The organism is Synechococcus sp. 63AY4M2 (genome assembly GCF_002760475.1).
GTDB lineage: Bacteria > Cyanobacteriota > Cyanobacteriia > Thermostichales > Thermostichaceae > Thermostichus.
This window is the reverse complement of record NZ_AXUX01000001.1, coordinates 319,738-337,627: the sequence shown is the minus strand read 5'-3', so window position 1 is coordinate 337,627 and position 17,890 is coordinate 319,738. Positions and strand designations below refer to the sequence as shown.

The 17,890-nt window shown below is 61.0% G+C and carries 23 protein-coding genes; 12 read left to right on the top strand and 11 right to left on the bottom strand.

The window, feature by feature from the left end:
- Complete coding sequence (locus SYN63AY4M2_RS01490) at positions 1-891, bottom strand: ferredoxin--NADP(+) reductase (protein ID WP_011430120.1); 891 nt, start codon at positions 889-891, stop codon at positions 1-3.
- Between the two features lie 317 nt (positions 892-1,208).
- Between SYN63AY4M2_RS01490 and SYN63AY4M2_RS01485 the strand changes: the two genes are divergently transcribed.
- From SYN63AY4M2_RS01485 to SYN63AY4M2_RS01445, 11 genes are all read left to right on the top strand, one after another.
- Positions 1,209-2,216 (top strand): phosphoribulokinase, encoded by a 1,008-nt coding sequence (locus SYN63AY4M2_RS01485; protein WP_099887146.1) that lies wholly within the window; start codon positions 1,209-1,211, stop codon positions 2,214-2,216.
- 74 nt (positions 2,217-2,290) lie between these two features.
- Positions 2,291-3,022 (top strand): 6-phosphogluconolactonase, encoded by a 732-nt coding sequence (gene pgl / locus SYN63AY4M2_RS01480; RefSeq protein WP_011430122.1) that lies wholly within the window; start codon positions 2,291-2,293, stop codon positions 3,020-3,022.
- Positions 3,023-3,137: 115 nt separating this feature from the next.
- On the top strand, positions 3,138-3,308 hold the full coding sequence (locus SYN63AY4M2_RS13705; RefSeq protein WP_011430123.1) for a hypothetical protein: 171 nt from the start codon (positions 3,138-3,140) through the stop codon (positions 3,306-3,308).
- A 699-nt stretch (positions 3,309-4,007) separates the two neighbouring features.
- Positions 4,008-4,127, top strand: coding sequence for a transglutaminase N-terminal domain-containing protein (locus SYN63AY4M2_RS14310; protein ID WP_228375471.1), 120 nt, complete (start codon positions 4,008-4,010; stop codon positions 4,125-4,127).
- A 45-nt stretch (positions 4,128-4,172) separates the two neighbouring features.
- Entirely contained in the window at positions 4,173-4,859 is a 687-nt protein-coding gene (locus SYN63AY4M2_RS01475) for a transglutaminase family protein (protein ID WP_228375472.1), read from the top strand.
- Positions 4,860-4,946: 87 nt separating this feature from the next.
- Entirely contained in the window at positions 4,947-6,155 is a 1,209-nt protein-coding gene (locus tag SYN63AY4M2_RS01470) for a VLRF1 family aeRF1-type release factor (RefSeq protein ID WP_240530469.1), read from the top strand.
- A 104-nt stretch (positions 6,156-6,259) separates the two neighbouring features.
- Entirely contained in the window at positions 6,260-6,766 is a 507-nt protein-coding gene (locus tag SYN63AY4M2_RS01465; protein WP_011430125.1) for a hypothetical protein, read from the top strand.
- 149 nt (positions 6,767-6,915) lie between these two features.
- The gene (minC, locus tag SYN63AY4M2_RS01460; protein WP_011430126.1) at positions 6,916-7,668 is read left to right on the top strand and encodes a septum site-determining protein MinC; all 753 of its coding nucleotides are present in this window, start codon (positions 6,916-6,918) and stop codon (positions 7,666-7,668) included.
- Positions 7,665-8,471 carry a septum site-determining protein MinD gene (minD, locus tag SYN63AY4M2_RS01455; protein WP_011430127.1) on the top strand — a complete coding sequence of 269 codons (807 nt, stop codon included), beginning with the start codon at positions 7,665-7,667 and terminating at the stop codon, positions 8,469-8,471. Before minC ends, minD begins: the two co-directional genes overlap by 4 nt.
- Before the next feature lie 90 nt (positions 8,472-8,561).
- Complete coding sequence (gene minE / locus SYN63AY4M2_RS01450; RefSeq protein ID WP_011430128.1) at positions 8,562-8,924, top strand: cell division topological specificity factor MinE; 363 nt, start codon at positions 8,562-8,564, stop codon at positions 8,922-8,924.
- Between the two features lie 233 nt (positions 8,925-9,157).
- Positions 9,158-11,347 carry a sodium:proton antiporter gene (locus tag SYN63AY4M2_RS01445; protein ID WP_011430129.1) on the top strand — a complete coding sequence of 730 codons (2,190 nt, stop codon included), beginning with the start codon at positions 9,158-9,160 and terminating at the stop codon, positions 11,345-11,347.
- On the opposite strand, the gene SYN63AY4M2_RS01440 is transcribed toward SYN63AY4M2_RS01445, so the two are convergent.
- The 6 genes from SYN63AY4M2_RS01440 to tsaB form a co-directional block, all read right to left on the bottom strand.
- Positions 11,344-11,703 carry a gamma-glutamylcyclotransferase family protein gene (locus SYN63AY4M2_RS01440; RefSeq protein WP_041438264.1) on the bottom strand — a complete coding sequence of 120 codons (360 nt, stop codon included), beginning with the start codon at positions 11,701-11,703 and terminating at the stop codon, positions 11,344-11,346. The two genes, SYN63AY4M2_RS01445 and SYN63AY4M2_RS01440, sit on opposite strands and share 4 nt — an antisense overlap.
- Positions 11,704-11,732: 29 nt before the next feature.
- The gene (gene plsY, locus SYN63AY4M2_RS01435; protein WP_011430131.1) at positions 11,733-12,344 is read right to left on the bottom strand and encodes a glycerol-3-phosphate 1-O-acyltransferase PlsY; all 612 of its coding nucleotides are present in this window, start codon (positions 12,342-12,344) and stop codon (positions 11,733-11,735) included.
- A 24-nt stretch (positions 12,345-12,368) separates the two neighbouring features.
- On the bottom strand, positions 12,369-13,382 hold the full coding sequence (locus tag SYN63AY4M2_RS01430; protein WP_011430132.1) for a DNA polymerase III subunit delta': 1,014 nt from the start codon (positions 13,380-13,382) through the stop codon (positions 12,369-12,371).
- Positions 13,383-13,506: 124 nt separating this feature from the next.
- On the bottom strand, positions 13,507-13,986 hold the full coding sequence (gene accB / locus SYN63AY4M2_RS01425) for an acetyl-CoA carboxylase biotin carboxyl carrier protein (protein ID WP_011430133.1): 480 nt from the start codon (positions 13,984-13,986) through the stop codon (positions 13,507-13,509).
- A 67-nt stretch (positions 13,987-14,053) separates the two neighbouring features.
- Positions 14,054-14,611, bottom strand: coding sequence for an elongation factor P (gene efp / locus SYN63AY4M2_RS01420; RefSeq protein ID WP_011430134.1), 558 nt, complete (start codon positions 14,609-14,611; stop codon positions 14,054-14,056).
- A 36-nt stretch (positions 14,612-14,647) separates the two neighbouring features.
- Complete coding sequence (gene tsaB / locus SYN63AY4M2_RS01415; RefSeq protein ID WP_011430135.1) at positions 14,648-15,331, bottom strand: tRNA (adenosine(37)-N6)-threonylcarbamoyltransferase complex dimerization subunit type 1 TsaB; 684 nt, start codon at positions 15,329-15,331, stop codon at positions 14,648-14,650.
- A 98-nt stretch (positions 15,332-15,429) separates the two neighbouring features.
- Here tsaB and psbA point away from each other — a divergent pair, with 98 nt between their 5' ends.
- Positions 15,430-16,494: a photosystem II q(b) protein gene (gene psbA / locus SYN63AY4M2_RS01410; RefSeq protein WP_099887145.1), complete on the top strand. Its 1,065-nt coding sequence runs from the start codon at positions 15,430-15,432 to the stop codon at positions 16,492-16,494.
- Positions 16,495-16,563: 69 nt separating this feature from the next.
- Here psbA and SYN63AY4M2_RS01405 read toward each other — a convergent pair whose 3' ends face one another.
- The 4 genes from SYN63AY4M2_RS01405 to SYN63AY4M2_RS01395 form a co-directional block, all read right to left on the bottom strand.
- A complete protein-coding gene (locus tag SYN63AY4M2_RS01405) occupies positions 16,564-16,989 on the bottom strand; it encodes a hypothetical protein (protein WP_011430137.1) in 426 nt (141 codons plus the stop codon).
- A gap of 98 nt (positions 16,990-17,087) precedes the next feature.
- Positions 17,088-17,219, bottom strand: coding sequence for a hypothetical protein (locus SYN63AY4M2_RS14305; RefSeq protein WP_255322549.1), 132 nt, complete (start codon positions 17,217-17,219; stop codon positions 17,088-17,090).
- The gene (locus SYN63AY4M2_RS14015) at positions 17,219-17,389 is read right to left on the bottom strand and encodes a chlororespiratory reduction 6 domain-containing protein (RefSeq protein ID WP_240527377.1); all 171 of its coding nucleotides are present in this window, start codon (positions 17,387-17,389) and stop codon (positions 17,219-17,221) included. The genes SYN63AY4M2_RS14305 and SYN63AY4M2_RS14015 overlap by 1 nt, the downstream gene beginning before the upstream one ends.
- 205 nt (positions 17,390-17,594) lie before the next feature.
- On the bottom strand, positions 17,595-17,890 hold a 296-nt coding region (locus SYN63AY4M2_RS01395), incomplete at its 5' end, for a transposase (RefSeq protein ID WP_206337000.1).

Here is a 17,890-nt window from a genome sequence, read left to right as displayed (position 1 = left end):
TCAGTAGGTTTCCTCGTGCCACCTGTTGGCCTTCTTCAGCTCCTTCTGGAACTTGCTCCAGTCTTGACCGGCTTGCTCGGCAAGGGGGGCCATGACGCTGTTGATGCCGTCCTCCATTCCCTTGAGGCCGCAGATGTAAGTGTAGGTGTTGGGCTGCTGCAGCATCTCCCACAGCTCGGGGCCGTACTCGGCCATGCGGTTTTGCACGTACATCTTTTTGCCGTCGGGGGTTTGCTGTTCGCGGCTGATGGCGTAATCGACGCGGAAGCGATCCCCATACTGGGCTTTCCAGGCCTCTAGATCCCCGTGGTAGAGCAAGGTGGACGTGGTGGGCACCCCAAAAAACAGCCAGATCTTGCCCTGATAGTTGGGATCCTCTTCAAACAGGTGCTTGATGAAGGCGCGAAAAGGGGCGATGCCGGTGCCGGTGGCAATCAAAATCAGGTTGGCGTTCTCATCTTCCGGCAGCAAAAAAGTTTTCCCCGAGGGCCCGGTGATCATCACCTCGTCGCCGGGTTTGAGATCGGTGAGGAAGCCGGAGCAGACCCCTACCCCCGGCTGGCCTGTCTCCTTATCCACGTATTCGGCCCGTTTCACACTCAGAGAAACGGTGCGCCCCTCGCCATCGTCGCCATAGCGGGTAGAGGCAATGGAGTAGAGGCGGGGCTTGTGGGGCTTGCCCTTGTCATCTACGCCAGGAGGAATAATGCCAACGCTTTGGCCCTCCAGGTAGCGGTAGTTGGGATCCGGCAGGCTGAGCACAATGTGCTTGGTCAGGCCGGGTGCCCCTTCCCCCACAAGGGAGTAGGTCTCTACACACTGGCCGATCAGGGGCGCGTTGGGACGGTACAGATTGACAACAACTTCTCGCTTTTGGGCGCTGGCAACCATAACGGCGATCTGCTCCTGGCAATGGGAGAAAACTCTCTAGCAAACACCTTAGCAGCCCGCCCGCCCGAAGGGAACTTGCCGGAGGGGAACACCCCAGGCCGATCCTGAGAAAGCCCGCCCGGAAAACTTCTCTTCTCCTCAGTCGTCGCCGGGAAACAGGCAGTTTTTGTTAAATTGTTCCTTGACGCCGCCCGCCTCTCTGGCCTCAAGCTCGGTTGTGGGGGAGCGTCTTGTGGTAATATGCAAGACCATAAAGAACAGTAACTTTTTTAGAGGCTTCCTCTCAGTTTTGCCCTGCCCATCCCCAAGGAGTTCCCATGGCAAGCAGTCCTGAACGTATTGTAATGATCGGTGTTGCCGGAGATTCTGGCTGTGGCAAGTCCACGTTCTTGCGGCGGTTGGGGGACTTGTTTGGCCGGGATCTCATTACCACCATTTGTCTGGACGACTACCACTCCTTGGATCGCTACCAGCGCAAAGAGAAGGGCATTACGGCGCTGGATCCCCGCGCCAACAACTTCGACCTCATGTACGAGCAGGCCAAGGCGCTCAAAAATGGCCAGAGCGTGATGAAGCCCATCTACAACCACGAGACAGGGCTCATTGACCCGCCGGAGCGGGTGGATCCCAGCCCCATCATCGTCTTGGAGGGCCTTCACCCCATGTACGACGAGCGGGTGCGGGAGCTGCTGGACTTCAAGGTCTATCTGGATCTGGCGCCGGAGATCAAGATTGCCTGGAAGGTGAAGCGGGACATGGCCGAGCGGGGCCACACCTATGAAGATGTGTTGCGCTCCATTGAGGCCCGCCGCCCCGATTTCGAGGCCTACGTCGATGTGCAGAAGCGCTATGCCGATGTAGTCATCGAGGTGCTGCCCACCAAGCTGCTGCCGGAGCTGGATCCGGAGCACAAGGTGCTGCGGGTGCGTATGATCCAGCGGGAGGGGGTGAAGTACTTTGACCACGTCTATTTGTTTGACGAAGGCTCCACCATTGACTGGATCCCGTGCGGCAAGAAGCTAACCTGCTCCTATCCCGGCATTCGCCTGCACTACGGCCCCTCTACCTATTTCGACCATCCGGTCTCGGTGTTGGAAATTGACGGCACCTTCGACAAGCTGGAAGAGGTTATCTACATCGAGAACCACCTGAGCAACCTGTCGACCCGTTACTACGGCGAGCTGACGGAGCTGCTGCGCAAGCACCCGGAATATCCTGGATCCCGCAATGGCTCTGGACTCATCCAGGTAATCGTGGGCCTGAAGCTGCGGGCCCTCTACGAGAAGATTCAGGCGGAAGCCAAAGAGCTGGCGGTTGCTTCCTAAGGTTTGGCCTCTGCGTGAAGGGGATCCCTTGACCTGGCTCGGGCAGTTGGGCAAGCGGCGATAGGTGGCGATCCATGCAAGGGTTCCAGTTGGAAATCTGGCCGGAGGGAACAGCCTTTTTCCGGCGGGCGGTCGAGATCTGGCAAGAGCAGGCCGCGGCGGCCATCCGTCAACGGGGCCGCTTTACGGTGGCCTTGGCAGGGGGAAACACGCCACGGAAGTTGTATGCTGCTTTAACCCAGGCGCCGGGGATCCCTTGGCAGCAAACCTGGCTGTTCTGGGGGGACGAGCGCTACGTTCCCCCGGATCACCCCGAGAGCAATTACGGCATGGTACGGCGGATCCTGCTGGATACGGTCGGGGTTCCCGCCTCCCAAGTCTTTCCCATGCCCACCCACTCAGGAGATCCCTTACGGGATGCGGCGGAGTACGAGGCGACCCTGCAGCAGATTTTCGGCACCGAATGCCCTGCCTTTGATCTGATCTGGCTGGGAGTGGGAGAAGACGGCCACACGGCCTCCTTATTTCCCGGTACAGCCGCCCTGGAGGTGCAACACCGCTGGGTGACGGTGGGCCAAAAAAGGGAGGAGCCGCGCCTGACTCTGACCTACCCTGTCTTGAACAGGGCGGCTCAGGTGGTGGTTTTGGTAACGGGGGCCAGCAAAGCCGCGATCGTCAAGGAGGCGCTGACAACGGAGGCCCACCTGCCCTGCCAGCGCCTCAACCCCCAAGGACGGCTGCTATGGCTGCTGGATGCGGCGGCAGCGGCTGAACTGCCCCTGCCCGCGGTGGCCTTGCTCGGCTAGTCCGGCCAATTGCTGCCGAAAAAGCGCTGGCTGAAGATGGCGATTTGACCTGGATCACCGCTGCATCCCTTCCCTTCGAATTTGATGGGGGTAGTTGAGTTTGGAGCGCTGCCCCATGTCCATTCGACTCATTGTCGAATCGGTTCTCCAGAGCACCTACCTCAGCCGCCGCCAAGAATCCCAAATCTGCCATTTCCTCCAGGAGCGGCTTTACGACGAATTGGATCTGGAGGCAATTGATCGGCTGATCTTGGCTTTGCTGAAGGGGCAAGTCCAGCTCGAGTGAGAGGAAAGCTGCGCCGCTTCGCCAAATCCTCAGGCCAGAGCCTAGCCCAGCCTCCTGTGGCAGTCTGGTCGCTTGAGCAGCGGACGGCTACAGGAGTTCCAGCAGGAGAGCTTTCCGGCAGGCTCCCTCAGATGCTTTGGCTGCCTCCCCAGCTCGGACGACGCCCTTGCCAACCGCCGCTCCTCGAAGGTAGGGTGACGCCTTCACCGAGTGACATACTCTCGTCTCTCACCCTAAAGCGCTCCGCGCCGCTGACGCGAACGGGGAGCTACTGCGAGAACCTTCTGCGTCCGGCTGTGCCGTGCCGTTAGGCATGCAGCCGCGGAATGCTCTAGCGCGGGGCTATACCAGATTCCGGCAATGCCGTCTTGTATAGCCAATCTGATTCTACGATATTTTTGCGGGGGTGGCTGTATCCCGACCCTGACTGCCCCCCAGTAGGGGGGTACAAGTCGGGGCTTATCCACCTCCGCACCCCCAGAAGCTAAAACCTCCGTCCTGCTGACCCGACACCCAGGCCACAAGCAAACCTCCAAGGCACCGTCAATGCGCCCCTGCACACTTGCCCAAGGCAAAGCCCCACCTATATTTTATTTGATCGCCAATTTTGGGTAACTGTAGCACAGACGAGCGACTAAGACTTGCGACAAAACCTGTCTGTTGACCGTCCTGGGGCAAGCCTGTGCAAGTTCAAAGCGGTTGCGGCCCCGTTGCAACGGGATCCAAACCCTCTTGGCCTTTGAGCTGCGGGTGGATCCGCCGCCGGCAGGCCAATCGGAGCTGGTGGATCTGGATGGCAACGCGGCGGTTCAGCTCTAGTTTGGGGATCCCACCGAACATCTGCGCGTCCAAACTCAGGCCACGGTGCTCACCCTGCGGGAGAATCCCTTTGACTATCTGCTCTGCGATTGGGCTACCCATCTTCCGATTGACTATCCCAGCACGCTGGCAGCTCAATTGCAGCCTTATCGGACGGCGCAGGCGGATGCTGGCATCCAAAGCCTGGCCTGGGAGCTGTGGGATCAGGTGCAGGGGGAGACGACGGCTTTTTTGCCGGCGCTCAACCAACGCATCTACTCCGAGTGCCGTCACATCCTGCGGGAAAAGGGGGATCCCTCGCCCGCCGGCTTGACCTGGCAGCGCAAAACCGGCTCCTGCCGTGACCTGACGCTGGTGTTGATGGAGGCCTGTCGGGCAGTAGGTCTGGCGGCAGGATTTGTCAGCAGCTACCAGGTCGGCCCGCCGTTGCAAGAGAACCTGGAACTCCAGGGCACAACCGGCAAAGAGCCCGCAGAGCCTGTCCGCCGCCACCTGCACGCCTGGGCAGAGGTGTATCTGCCGGGGGCCGGTTGGCGGGGGTTCGATCCCACCCAAGGGCTGGCCGTGGCCGATGGCCATGTGGCTTTGGCGGCCAGTGCCTACCCCAAAGATGCCGGCCCCATCTACGGCCACTGGCTGGGCAGAGGCGTTCACAGCAAGATGGACTACACCATTCACATCGAGGCGGAATCCGCCCTGCAGAGCCAAGCCCAACTGAGCCCCATATCCTAGCGGGATCCTTTGAGAACCCTGTCAGCGTCTCTCCTGCCGTGATATTCTGCTAGCTTCTAGTTCTAACCGAGCCCTCTCTTGAAAACCATGGACGAACTCAACACCCTGATCCAGGATCTGCAAGCTGCCTTTAGCGACAGCAGCACGCCGGTGCTCTCGCTATACGCCGACATCAACCCTGCCCGTCCCGAAAATGCTGGCCGAGCCTGGGTGAGACGCATCAAGAATACCCTCAAGGAGCTGCTGGAGAGTGGGGAGAGCAAGCCTGATAACTCCCTCTGCGAGCAAGTCCTTGCTCTAGTGGAGCAGGAGCGCCCTTCGGCCCGCACCCTGGTTCTTTTTGCCAGCCGCAATCCCGCCGGCAAGCCAGTGCTGCGCCGAATCGACCTGCAGGTGGAGCTGCCGGTGGTGGATCTGGCCCATGGGCGGGTGGAGGCCCGCTGGGGGGAACCTTACCTCACGCCCCTTTTCTTTGCCTTTGATGAATACGAGCGGGGTGGGGTGTTGCACCTGTCTGGCAGCAGGTGGCGCTTCTACGAGCTCTTCTTGGGGGAACTGCGAGAGGACACGGAAATCTTTGCCAACATCAGCGCCGAGGAATGGCAGGAACTGCAGGAGCTGGCCGGCCGCATTGAAAATGCCGTTGCCGAACGTCGCGCCCGCAGCGGTGGCACCTTCGACAAGCTTTCCCCCAAGGAGCGGGAGGCGGCCAAGGTCAGCCTTTGGATGCACAAGCTCTACCAGCGCCTGGCTTCCGCCCTGGATAAGGCAGTGGATCGCCTGGGCATTGAGCGGCTGGTGCTCATGGGCGAAGCCTGGCAGGTGTCCCACTTCGAGGGCTATCTCAACCGCGGCCTACGCAACCGCATCGTCGCGCGGGTGGGGCACCCCGCCAACCTTCACACACCGACGCCGCAAGACATCCTCGACCGAGTGGTACCCGTCCTGGAGGCCGCTGAGCGCCGAGGAGAGCTGGCTTTGTTGGAGCGGATTCGAGAGCAGCCCGGCGCTTGGGGCTTAGATGCGGTGCTGGACGCCCTCCAGCTAGGCCGGGTGGAAATCCTTGTCCTGCCCTGGAGGCTAGAGGCCACCATCTGGCGCTGCCCAGACGGCTCGGTGGGAGGAACCCCAGAGATGGCCCAGCTCCTCTGCCCAGAGCCGCAACCGGTGGCGCTGCGGGATCAGGTCTGGGTGCTGGCCCGCGATTTCGGCGCTAGGCTGGAGTTTGTCCGCGGCGAGGCCGAAGACCGCTTGCTCCACGAGTTTCAAGGAGCAGCCGCGCTGTTGCGCTGGTAGAGGCCGCTCCAACCGGGTCGAGCAGCTCTCTGGCTGGATCCTGAAGCCGCAGTGTAGGCTAACATAGCCTAGCCCACCTCTGAAAAGTTTTCTGAGGGATCCCCTTGACCCAATCCATTGACCTCCCCACCAGCGTCGATACGTTCTTGCAAGAGCTGGCCGCCATTCAGCAAGTGGGGCCAAAGCGGATAGCCATTCTGGGCAGTCGCCATGTGCCCATCACCCACCAGTACCTCATCGAAACCCTCAGCTACGCTTTGGCCCTTACCGGCAACCGCATTCTCACTTCCGGGGCCATTGGCACCAACCTGGCTGTGATTCGCGGAGCCATGCGGGCGGACATGAAATCCCTGACGGTGATCCTGCCCCAAAGCCTGGAGCGACAGCCGGCAGAGTCGCGGGCCAGCCTGGAGCAGGTGCTGCATCTGGTGGAGCACCCCGAAAATGACCACCTGCCCCTGGCGGAGGCCAGCCGCCTGTGCAACCTAGAGATCGTCAGCAAGTGCCAGCAGTTGATCTGCTTTGTTTTCCACGACAGCGTCACGCTTTTGGAGGCCTGCAGGCACGCTGAGGAGCAACACAAGGTGGTTACGCTCTTCTATTTTGACTGATTGGACTGCAGCTCACTGCTCTCAACCTTTTGCCCCGAGGGTAGCAGTGTAGAAGGCCCCGATAGCTCAACATAGACTGCAGCGCATTCCCGACGTTGGGTGAATGGAATAGGATAAGGCTTTGTATTGAGGCAAATCGTTGGGCAGCCATGATGGGATCCCCGGCATGGAACCCGGAAATTTCTGCAGTCTCGCCGACCTCATCCTCTAATCCGCGGGGATCCGAAAGGGGTGTTTATTTTCGATTCGATGCCCAAGGGATCCATCTGCATTTGCCCGCCACCCTGGCTTGGGAAGAAGTCTGGGACGATTTGGTGTGGCAATTGCGCAGCCGCAAACCCTACTGGGCAGGAGTGGCCCCCCTGACCCTGTGGTGCCAAGAGCGAGAGCTGGACTTGCCCACCCTACAAACTCTGGCCGTCTTGTTGTCGCGGCATCGGTTGTCCTTGTGGCGCGTCCAAACCGGATCCCGAGGGACGGCGATCGCGGCGGCGACCCTAGGCTATTCTGTGGAACAATCTTCCCCCTTGGAGGCGATTCCCCCCGTCTCCCCGGATACTACTCCCCTCTACCTGCGGTCCACGGTGCGGTCGGGGATGTCGGTGCGCCACCGTGGCTCGGTTTTTCTGCTGGGGGATCTCAACCCCGGCGGCGAGATCATTGCCGGCGGCGACATTTGGGTCTGGGGACGGCTGCGAGGGCTGGTGCATGCTGGTGCTGAGGGGGATAGAGGCGCGGTGATCTTGGCCTTACAGTTGGAGCCAACTCAGTTGCGCATTGCCGATCAGGTGGCCCGTCCACCCGAGGGCGGATCCCCTCCCAACACGCCAGAGGTGGTTTACTTGCAGGAGGGTGTCATCTGCATTGCCAGCCTTCAGGATTTTCTGCGGAGGGGGGTATGAGCCGAGTTATCGTCGTCACCTCTGGGAAGGGGGGAGTGGGGAAAACCACCCTAACGGCCAATTTGGGCACTGCCTTGGCGCGCTTGGGTCGCTCGGTGGTGGTGGTGGATGCCGACTTTGGCCTGCGCAACCTGGACTTGTTGCTGGGGCTAGAGAATCGGGTGGTGTACACGGCTTTGGAGGTGATTGCGGGGGAATGCCGCCTTGAACAAGCATTGGTGAAGGACAAGCGCACCCCCAATTTGGCGTTGCTGCCGGCGGCCCAAACCCGCAACAAAACGGCAGTCAGCCCGGATCAGATGCGGCAGTTGATGGAAAAGCTTGCCAGCAGCCATGACTACGTGTTGATCGACTGCCCGGCGGGAATTGAACAAGGGTTTCGCAATGCCATTGCGGGGGCAACGGCAGCCCTGCTAGTAACTACGCCCGAAGTAGCAGCGGTGCGGGATGCAGACCGGGTGGTGGGCTTGTTGGAAGCGGCAGGGATTTCCTCTATCCAGCTAATCGTCAACCGCCTGCGCCCCGATATGGTAACCGCTGGCCAGATGATGGCAGTGGAAGATGTGGTGGAGGTGCTGGCCATCCCCTTGGTGGGTATCATTCCAGAAGACCGGGAGGTGATCGTCTCCACCAACAAAGGGGAGCCCCTAGTCCTCTCGGCCAACCCGACTCAGGCTGCCCAGGCCATCCAGCGCATTGCCCGACGGCTGGAAGGGGAGACGGTGGAATTTCCCAAGTTGGCCAGCTTGGGCGAGTCTTTCTGGGAAAAGGCCAAGCGGTTTTTCAGCCAAAAGGTGCTCTGAATCTCAACGGCTCTTGAGCTCCATCTCAACGGGATCATCCTCTTTGCCTGGAGTCTTTGCTTTCCCTGCTATGCACCTTCAATAAAGCCCATGCTTCTCGATTTCTTGGATCAGCTTTTTTCCCGCCACTCCGGCAACAGCCGCGAGCAAGCCAAGCAGCGCCTGAAACTGATCTTGGCCCACGACCGCGCCGACCTCACCCCGGCAGCCTTGGAAGCGATGCGCCTGGAGATTTTAGGGGTAGTATCTCGCTATGTGGAGCTGGATTCGGAGGGGATGCAGTTTCACTTGGCGGCAGAAGGGGGGACGACGGCCCTGATCGCCAACCTCCCCATTCGCCGTGTCAAGCCCCTGGCGGAGGCCCGCCTCAATTCCTGTGAAGGGGAGAACCCACAACAGGATCCCGGAGCGGCCCCATCCGAGGGCGGCCATTTGAGCTCGCCTTCTCCCTGAGCTACCCTAGACTCAGGGAGCAGTAATTCAAGGTGTTACATAGAGTGTTACATCCGCCTAGGCTGCGTCCGTTCGCCAAGATGCCTTCTCTTTGCTCCCACTTGTGTCTGTCCCGGCCGGGGGTGCCTTGTAGCTGTTTGCAGCCTGCTCATGGTAAACCGTCTGTGGCCCCAATGCTGACCAGGACAAAGTCGCCGGGACGGAGTTCGCGCTAAGGGAGGTTGAGCCTCGGCATGGAAAACTCCTTTGAGCTGACGATCCTGTTTACGCTGGCCTTGGTGGCCGGGATCGCGGCTCAAGTCCTGGCCAATTTTGTTAAAGTGCCCAGCATTGTTTTCCTGCTCCTGTTTGGGGTGCTGCTGGGGCCAGATGGCCTGGGCTGGGTTCGTCCCCAAATCATGGGATCTGGCCTGGAGGCGCTGGTGTCGTTGGCGGTGGCTCTGATCCTGTTTGAGGGGGGGCTGAACCTGCGGCTGCAACGCCTTAACCAGGTCTCCGACAGCTTGCGCAATCTGGTGTTGCTGGGATCCCTTTTGACCTTGGGAGGGGGAGCGCTGGCGGCCCACTATTTGGGGGAGTTTCCCTGGCCCCTGGCCTTTTTGTTTGGATCCCTGGTGGTGGTGACGGGGCCGACGGTGATTAACCCCATCCTGAAGCGGGTGCGGGTCGATCCCGCCGTCAGCACCCTGCTGGAGGGGGAAGGGGTGCTCATCGACCCCGTGGGGGCCATCTTGGCGGTGGTGGTGCTGCAGGTGGTGCTCTCCGGCCACCCCAGTTTCTTGCTGGCCCTAGAGCAGCTATCTAGCCGCTTGGCCATTGGGTCGGCGGTGGGGGCGCTGGGGGGCTGGCTGATGGGATCCTTCCTGCTCTGGTCGCGGCAGTTTTTGACGGAGGAGCTGCGCAACTCGGTGGTGCTGGCGGGGGCGCTGGGGGTGTTTGCCCTGGCCCAGTCGCTGCGCTCCGAGGCGGGTCTAATGGCGGTGGTGATGGCCGGGTTGGTGGTGCGGCAGAAGGCGGCCATTGCCGAGCGGAGCGTGCGCCAGTTTCACGGCCAGTTGGTGGTGATGGCCATCTCGGTGTTGTTTATTCTGCTGACTTCCACCCTCTCGCTCAAGGCGGTATTTGCGCTGGGGTGGGGAGCCTTGGCCACGGTGCTCTGCCTGATGCTGGTGGTGCGTCCTTTGAGCGTGTGGCTGTGTACCTGGCGCAGCGACCTGAATTGGCGGCAGAAGCTGTTTGTGGCCTGGCTGGCCCCCCGCGGCATCGTGGCGGCCTCGGTGGCTTCTTTGTTTGCCATTTTGCTCACCGAGCGGGGCATTACCGGGGGGGATGCCCTCAAGGCGCTGGTGTTTTTGACCATCTCGGTCACGGTGACGGTGCAGGGGCTGACCGCTGCCTGGGTGGCCCGCTGGCTGGGCTTGGATCAGGGGAGTTCTACGGTGATCATCGGCAACCATCCGCTGGTCGGCCAGTTGGCCCAGTTGCTGCGCTCCCTCAACCAGGCGGTGGAGGTGCTGCCGCTGCCGTCGGGATCCCGTCTGCGCGAGCGCACCGCCAATCTTCCCGCCGAGCTCAACGGCCACAAAGCCGGCCATACCTCAGGGACCCACCCCGCCAGCGGCAATGGCAGCTCCAAAGCCCTGCCGGTTCGCGTCAGCGGGACGGAGTCCTCAGAGGAACCTGGCCAGGTGCTGCCCGGATCTTTGCAGGAAGCCGTGCTGAGCGAGTCAGCCTTCTTGAAGGCCGATATCGACCATGCGGAAACTCTGTTGATCCTGACTTTGGATCCGCAGGTGAACTGGGCCATTGCCGAGCTGATGGTGAAGCTTTCGGTTTCTGCCGCCATCTGGACGGTGTTGCTGCCGGAGATGCCCATCTCGGAAGGGATCCGCACCCTGCCGATCCCTTTTTCCCAACTGCAGCGCTGGGCCAGCTACCTGGAGGCCAATCGGGCCGAGCTGCGCTCGATCACCCTGCCCACCCTGGCGGACCTGGGCCTGAAGCCCCCCCAATCCGCCGCGGCCTCGGCTCAGGAGTCGATCGCGGCAGCGCGCTCAGCGCTGCTCAACCCTTTTTCGGCCCAGATGGGGCTAGAGGATCCCACGTTGGAGCGGCTGCGGGATCAGTTCGCCTACCGCATCAAAGCCGATCTCTGCCTGCCTTTGTTGCTGGTGCGTCCGCAGCGTCTGGGAGGCTGGTTTGGGGAGAAGGGCAAGTCGTCCCAGGTCGGTCGGCTGTTCTACCTGCCGGAGCCGGGCATCTGGCGACGCGGAGATTGCATCTACTACCTGGAGCGCACGTCCAGCCCCGTAGAGGCCGTTGCTCCCTCTGCCAGAGAGTTGGATCCCCCAGAATGGGATCCACCCTCAGCCGAGCTACTGCCCCAGTATGTTGAGGGCGTCAAGCTCCACTTCGATCTCTAGGGGTCCCAGGGCAGCCAGCGGCCACTAGGAATGAGGGGACACCCCTGCACCTGCTCAGGCCGACCCAGATAAACCCAGGCAAAGGTGCCGCTCTCCAGTTGCACCCACTGCCGTTCGTATAGCCGCGGGTGGTCTTCCAGCTCATCTAGGCGGGGCAACAGGCCCAAGGGAATGCGGTAGCGCTCGCCGTAGAGCCGGTTGCGGCCAGGAACGGCCATCGGGTAGGGGCCGAGATCGTAGAGGTCGATGTGGTTGAGGCTGTCTGGGCCCAAAAACTCTGCCCCTTGCAGCAGGCTGTGGTACTGGCCGCCCCGCAGCAGGGATCCGTAGACAAAAACCACGGTGGAGGGTTCCATGTAAAGCTACGCAACTTTGACAACCGGGATCAGGGGGATTGGGCCCATTTTTGGCCGATGCGCGGCTCCGAGCCGGCCAGCAGGCGTTCGATGTTGCGGCGATGGGCAGCAATGACATAAACCCCCCCTGCCAAGGCAAACAGCAAATACGGCAGAGGCTGGCCCAGAGCCCACATCAAGAGCGGCGCCGCCACCGCCGCCAGCAGGGAGCTAAACGAGACGATGCGGGTGAGGGCGATCCCCAGCAGCCAGACACCGAAGGTAGCCAGGGCTACCGGCCAAGCCATGGCCAACAGGATCCCCAGGCTGGTGGCCACCGACTTGCCCCCCTTGAAGCCCAGCCAGCAGGAGCGGCTATGGCCGATCACCGCCCCCAGGGCCGCCACGACCACCCACCACGGCGAGCCCAGAGCTGATCCCAGCGCCACCGCTGCCGCTCCCTTGGCAGCGTCCACCAGCAACACCAGCAGCGCCGGCCCCTTGCCCACTGTCCGCAACACGTTGGTTGCCCCCGTTGAGCCGGATCCCGCTTGGCGGAGGTCGATCCCACCCCAGCAACGGCCCACCCAGTAGCCGGTGGGGATGGATCCCAGCAGGTAGCCTCCAAGGGCGGCAAGGAGGGCGGAAAGCCATGCAGGCATAGACACGTCTTGAACGCTCTCTCCTCACTTTGCCACAGGGCTTGGGTTGCCACTGCTGTCGAATCCGGCCAGGTTGACCTCCCAAGCAAGGCGCGGCTGCACAAATTGCAAAAGCTGTTGGCGAATCTGCTCCAGTTGCCGGATGGCCTGGCGGGATCCCTGCGCCCAGAACTGCTGCTGCAGATAGTCAATCAGCCACAGCTGCGCCGGCAAATCGAGAGCAGCCACTGCCCTAGCCACTTCCAGCGCCTGCCGCAGCGAGTGGGGCCAGCGTCTTAGGTCCTGCAGCAGTGACGGCGGAAGGCTTTGCAGGTGCTGCTGGGCGGCCAGCGCCCGTCCAGGGCTGCCTTGGGCTAGGGCAATTAGCTCAGAGCGAGGGATCCCGGGCAGCTCCGGGCAGCCCAAAGCTGTCAACACTTGCTCCATCTCTGCCGAGCTGAGGCGGCGAAACGGCACCATCTGGCAGCGGGACAGCAGCGTCGGTGGCAAAGGGTGGGGAGGGGGGGTAGGCGAGTGGTGGGAGGCGATAAGAACGATGTGGGCCGGCTCAGGCTCCTCCAGGGTTTTCAGCAGGGCATTGGCCGCACTTTCTGTCAGGGTTTCCGCTCCCTCCAGTACAACTAGCGAGCGGCGGGCGTGCATTGGCCTACGGGCACAGAAGCGAACCACTTCCTGCACCTGTTCCAGGCGAATTTGCGGCGGGGAGCGCCGCTGCAGAGCTTGTGCCTCCGGGGCGTCTGCTGCTATCAGGCGGCCCTGGTGGACATAGGTGGGGCTGACCCAGTGGAGATCGGGATGGGTGCCTGCGAGGAGCCAACGGCAGTTGGAGCACTGGCCGCAAGGGATCCCTGAGCTGGCCTCGCAGAAGAGGGCCTGGGCAAACCAGCGGGCCATCAGGCTCCGTCCCACCCCTTCTGGTCCCAAGAAACAGTAGCTTGAGGTCACCCGCCCCTTTTCCAAGGCCGCCACGAGCAGCCGCGCCGCCAGCTCCTGCCCGACGATGTGCTGGGGGGGCAGAACCGTGACTCCCTCAACCATCTCGGCAGCTCTGGGCTGAAGCATCGGCAAAGTTGCCTAGTCGCAGGCAAAGGTCGGCAAGAGAAATTGCCACAGCCCCTCCTCCACCAAGGGATCCCTCCCTATCTCTGCCCCAGCCTTGTTGTTAGCCGGTGGGATCCAGTCGCATTAAAACTTGGCCAAATTCCACCGGCTGGCCGTTGCTCACCAAAATCTCCCTCACCACGCCCGCCGTTTCAGCTTCTATCTCGTTCATCAGCTTCATGGCTTCGATAATGCAGAGAGTTTGGCCCTTGTTCACCCGTTGGCCAACCTGCACAAAATCCGTTTCTCCAGGGGCAGGAGCGCTGTAGAAGGTGCCCACCATCGGCGCCGTCACCTCCACCCAGTGGCTGGGGGCAGGCTTAGGAGCGCTCTCAGGAGGGGGAGCTTCTGCAGGGGAAGCAGGGGGGGGTTCTGGCGGCGGGGCAGCGGGCGGAGCAGCGGCAGCAGCAGCAAGGCCAGCCGGGATCCCTTTGCGCAGGGTGAGGCGGAAATCCTTGTACTCCAGGATTAGCTCGGTAACGTCGCTCTCCTGCAGAGCGGCCAGCAGAAGGCGAACTTCCTGCCAATTGACAACATCCAAGGGAAGATTACTCCTGATGCATCACCTGTCCACAACGGCAGCCCAGCGGCAAGAAGAGGGGGAGCCATCACTCGCGGCCTATATAGGTGTCGGTGCGAGTATCGACACGCACCCGTTCTCCCACCTTAATAAACAGAGGCACCTGGATCTCAGCGCCGGTCTCCAGCTTGGCGGGCTTGGTTCCCCCTGTTGCCGTATCTCCTCTCACGCCGGGGTCGGTTTCCACCACTTCCAAGACAACGGTGTTGGGCAGCTCCACATCGATCACCTGCCCCTTCCAGCGCAGGATGGCCACCTCCATGTTCTCTTTCAGGTATTTCACGGCAGAGCCGATTTGGGCAGCGCTGAGGGGAGCCTGTTCGTAGGTCTCCATGTCCATGAACACGAAATTGTCCCCTTCTGAATAGAGATACTGCATATTCACTTTTTCAATAGTGGCGGCGGGCAGCATCTCGCCGGCGCGGAAGGTTTTCTCCACAACGTTGCCGGTCTGCATATTTTTGAGCTTGGTGCGCACAAAGGCCGCGCCCTTGCCGGGTTTCACATGCAGAAACTCGATCACCTTGTAGGGAGCGCCATCAATTTCCACAGAGACGCCGGGGCGCAAGTCGTTGCTTGAGATCATGTCAGCACAGGGATCCGTTGCTCAGACTTCCCAATCTTACCCCGGCTGCGGGGCACTCCGATTCAGCTCTCTGAGATCAATGGGCGGCTGACGTCCGTAAAGAGGCAACACCGTCTGCCAGGAAGGGCGCAAGCCTGCTTGGAAGTCGGCGCGGGCCAGTTCCGCCAACGCCAGCACAGGCGCCGGATCCACCCAGTCGGCAGCATCGACGACCAGAGCCTGGGGCCACTGCCGCAGAACCTTCTGCCAAGCCGCTTCTTCCCAGATCTGATCCGCCACTTCGGCAACCCAATGTTCTGGCCCCAGCCGGTACACGCCACCATACTGCTCCCCTCGCTTGGCGTCCATCTGCACCGCCACCGTCAGCGGCTGAGGCGGGGATCCCTGCTCCTGCCACACCTGGCGGGCGAGAACCGCCAAAGTCGAGTAGCCGAACACCGGAATGCGCAACTGCTGGCCCAACAGCCGCGCCACACTTACCCCCAAACGGCTGCCGGTAAAACTCCCCGGCCCCAGAGCGACAGCGATCCCCGCCATCTGCGACCAGTCCTGGCCGGCCAAGAACTCCTTCAGGCAAGGGTGCAACTGCGCCGCCATCTCCCGATCCAGCCACCAACTCCGGCTGCGGCTCTCCCCCAGCTTCTCCTCCAACGGCAACACGGCCAAGCCCAGAACAGGCGTGGTGGTGTGGATCCCTAAAATCCAGCGGGGAACTGACATGGCCTCTCTCAGGATCAAGCGAGGTAGTTGACAGAACTTAACGGATGATTTAAGGTTAGGTTGTCAATCTTCGCGCTTCCTCAGGGAAGTTTGCCATCATGACCACTGTTATCCAACGTCGCTCAACCAGCAACGTGTGGGAGCAGTTTTGCGAGTGGGTCACCTCCACCGACAACCGCCTCTACATCGGTTGGTTCGGGGTGCTGATGATTCCCACCCTGCTGACTGCCACCACCTGCTTCATCATTGCCTTCATTGGTGCTCCCCCGGTGGACATCGACGGGATTCGCGAGCCAGTTTCGGGTTCGTTGCTGTATGGCAACAACATCATCACCGGCGCGGTGGTGCCTTCTTCGGCTGCGATTGGCCTGCACTTTTACCCGATTTGGGAAGCCGCTTCTTTGGACGAGTGGCTGTACAACGGCGGCCCCTACCAGCTGATTGTGCTGCACTTTTTGATTGGGGTGTTCTGCTACATGGGCCGGGAGTGGGAGCTGAGCTACCGCTTGGGGATGCGTCCCTGGATTGCGGTGGCTTACTCGGCGCCGGTGGCGGCGGCGACGGCCGTGTTTTTGATTTACCCGATTGGGCAAGGCTCGTTTTCGGACGGGATGCCGCTGGGGATTTCGGGGACGTTCAACTTCATGTTGGTGTTCCAAGCGGAGCACAACATTTTGATGCACCCGTTCCACCAGCTGGGCGTGGCCGGCGTGTTTGGGGGTGCGCTGTTTAGTGCGATGCACGGGTCGTTGGTGACCTCGAGCCTGATTCGTGAGACTTCGGAGGAGGAGTCGCAGAACTTGGGTTACAAGTTTGGGCAAGAGGAAGAGACCTACAACATCGTGGCGGCGCACGGGTATTTTGGCCGGTTGATTTTCCGGTATGCGTCGTTCAACAACAGCCGGAGCCTGCACTTTTTCCTGGCGGCGTGGCCGGTGATTGGGATTTGGTTTACGGCGCTGGGGATCAGCATCATGGCGTTCAACCTGAACGGGTTCAACTTCAACCAGTCGATTGTGGACAGCAACGGTCGCGTGGTTGGGACGTGGGCTGATGTGTTGAACCGTGCCAACCTGGGGATGGAAGTGATGCACGAGCGGAATGCGCACAACTTCCCGCTGGACCTGGCGGCGGTGGAAGTGGCGCCGGCCATCCGCGGCTAATCCACTCCTGACCTAGTCGACCAGTCCTTCTTGAATCCCCTGGCAGACGCTGGGGGGTTTTTCTGCTTTTCATAGAACGTAGCCCAGTTGCTCAAGGGAATCGGTGTCCCAAAGGATCTGCCCATCCAGAGCCATTCTCCCCTGCACCGGCATTCCAACTTGAGCCTCTAGGCGTGGGATCAAAGCTGCATCCAGCTCCTCCAAAGCTTGGGGATCCTCGGTTTCGGGCAGGGATCCGACCAGCACCCAGCCCAAGTTGCGGACCTTGGCTTGGCGCATCAGGGCGGCAAAGGCGGTTGCTTGGCTCAGGGCGGCCTCCCGTCGCAGCGTTAAGAGCAGGCTAAACCCCCAAGCATGGGCCAAATCGGCCCAGGTTTGGCCTGGCTCCAGGGGATCGGCGACACTGCCCGGCAGAACCAGGAGGGGATTGGTTGCCCGCTCGCCGATTTGTTGCCAGAGGGCCTTGAGCTGAGCTTCCGAAGGGTTGGGATCCACCCTGAGCTGGACTCAAGGTCTCTGGACCACCTCTTGCCAGGCGCTGGCCACTGCTGCGGCTCCGGGGATCCCCGTCCAGGTATCGGCCACCATCACCCTCATGAGTTCGGATCCCCCACCTCAGACTCCCAGAGAGTGAGAAACTCCAGCTGGACCTCGAAGCCAAACACCAAAGCCATATCCCGCAGCATCGAGAGGGATCCCAGTTTCTGCTGCTTGAACCACCGCATCAACACAAAGAGATTTCCAGCGCTTCTGGGTTGTAAACAATGCCCTCGCGAGGGTTGAATTGATGGGGCACCAACATGGCTGCGTAACGGGCCAGCTCTCCTTGGCGCCAGTTGAGGAAGTAGGGCATCCAGGGGCAGACCGTGTCCCAACGAATAAACCACAGGCGCACCTCCGGGATCTCCGACAGCTCGCGCGGATCGTCGGGGCTGCGCGGCCAATCGATGGCGCATTACACCTGCTGGGCAGCCCGGACAGGATCCGCCATCAACGTTTTCAACAGCTCATGGCCCGGGGTTAAATCCAGAGCTTGAATGGCTTTAGCAGGAAGGTAGAAGGTAATCGGCACGACGACACAGCTACAGCCTGTTAAGGGCTCAAGGGGTACAATAGCAGCACTTAGCAAACCAACTTCGGAAGGAGGATGGATTGATCAGTAGTAAAGAAGTCTTCACTATCTGCTCCATGCTATATTTCCCAATTCTGCAAAGCTGCCGAATAAAATGCTTCAATACCGACCACATCATCTCAATGGGATTCAACTCCGGCGCATACACAGGCAGGTATAGGATTCGTGCTCCTGTCCCCCTAATCAATTCCTCAACTTCCCGACTCTTGTGGATATTTAAATTGTCCATAATCACAACCTTCCTCGCATCTAGCTTCGGACATA

Coding starts and splice junctions, on each gene's coding strand:
- tsaB (WP_011430135.1), bottom strand. CDS start 15,331: ATGTCAGTTCCCCGCTGGATTTTAGGGATCCACACCACCACGCCTGTT.
- SYN63AY4M2_RS01440 (WP_041438264.1), bottom strand. CDS start 11,703: ATGGAACCCTCCACCGTGGTTTTTGTCTACGGATCCCTGCTGCGGGGC.
- minC (WP_011430126.1), top strand. CDS start 6,916: ATGATGGGATCCCCGGCATGGAACCCGGAAATTTCTGCAGTCTCGCCG.
- SYN63AY4M2_RS01490 (WP_011430120.1), bottom strand. CDS start 891: ATGGTTGCCAGCGCCCAAAAGCGAGAAGTTGTTGTCAATCTGTACCGT.
- minD (WP_011430127.1), top strand. CDS start 7,665: ATGAGCCGAGTTATCGTCGTCACCTCTGGGAAGGGGGGAGTGGGGAAA.
- SYN63AY4M2_RS01485 (WP_099887146.1), top strand. CDS start 1,209: ATGGCAAGCAGTCCTGAACGTATTGTAATGATCGGTGTTGCCGGAGAT.
- efp (WP_011430134.1), bottom strand. CDS start 14,611: ATGATCTCAAGCAACGACTTGCGCCCCGGCGTCTCTGTGGAAATTGAT.
- SYN63AY4M2_RS13705 (WP_011430123.1), top strand. CDS start 3,138: ATGTCCATTCGACTCATTGTCGAATCGGTTCTCCAGAGCACCTACCTC.
- SYN63AY4M2_RS01470 (WP_240530469.1), top strand. CDS start 4,947: ATGGACGAACTCAACACCCTGATCCAGGATCTGCAAGCTGCCTTTAGC.
- plsY (WP_011430131.1), bottom strand. CDS start 12,344: ATGCCTGCATGGCTTTCCGCCCTCCTTGCCGCCCTTGGAGGCTACCTG.
- minE (WP_011430128.1), top strand. CDS start 8,562: ATGCTTCTCGATTTCTTGGATCAGCTTTTTTCCCGCCACTCCGGCAAC.
- pgl (WP_011430122.1), top strand. CDS start 2,291: ATGCAAGGGTTCCAGTTGGAAATCTGGCCGGAGGGAACAGCCTTTTTC.
- SYN63AY4M2_RS01445 (WP_011430129.1), top strand. CDS start 9,158: ATGGAAAACTCCTTTGAGCTGACGATCCTGTTTACGCTGGCCTTGGTG.
- SYN63AY4M2_RS14305 (WP_255322549.1), bottom strand. CDS start 17,219: ATGCGGTGGTTCAAGCAGCAGAAACTGGGATCCCTCTCGATGCTGCGG.
- psbA (WP_099887145.1), top strand. CDS start 15,430: ATGACCACTGTTATCCAACGTCGCTCAACCAGCAACGTGTGGGAGCAG.
- SYN63AY4M2_RS01430 (WP_011430132.1), bottom strand. CDS start 13,382: ATGGTTGAGGGAGTCACGGTTCTGCCCCCCCAGCACATCGTCGGGCAG.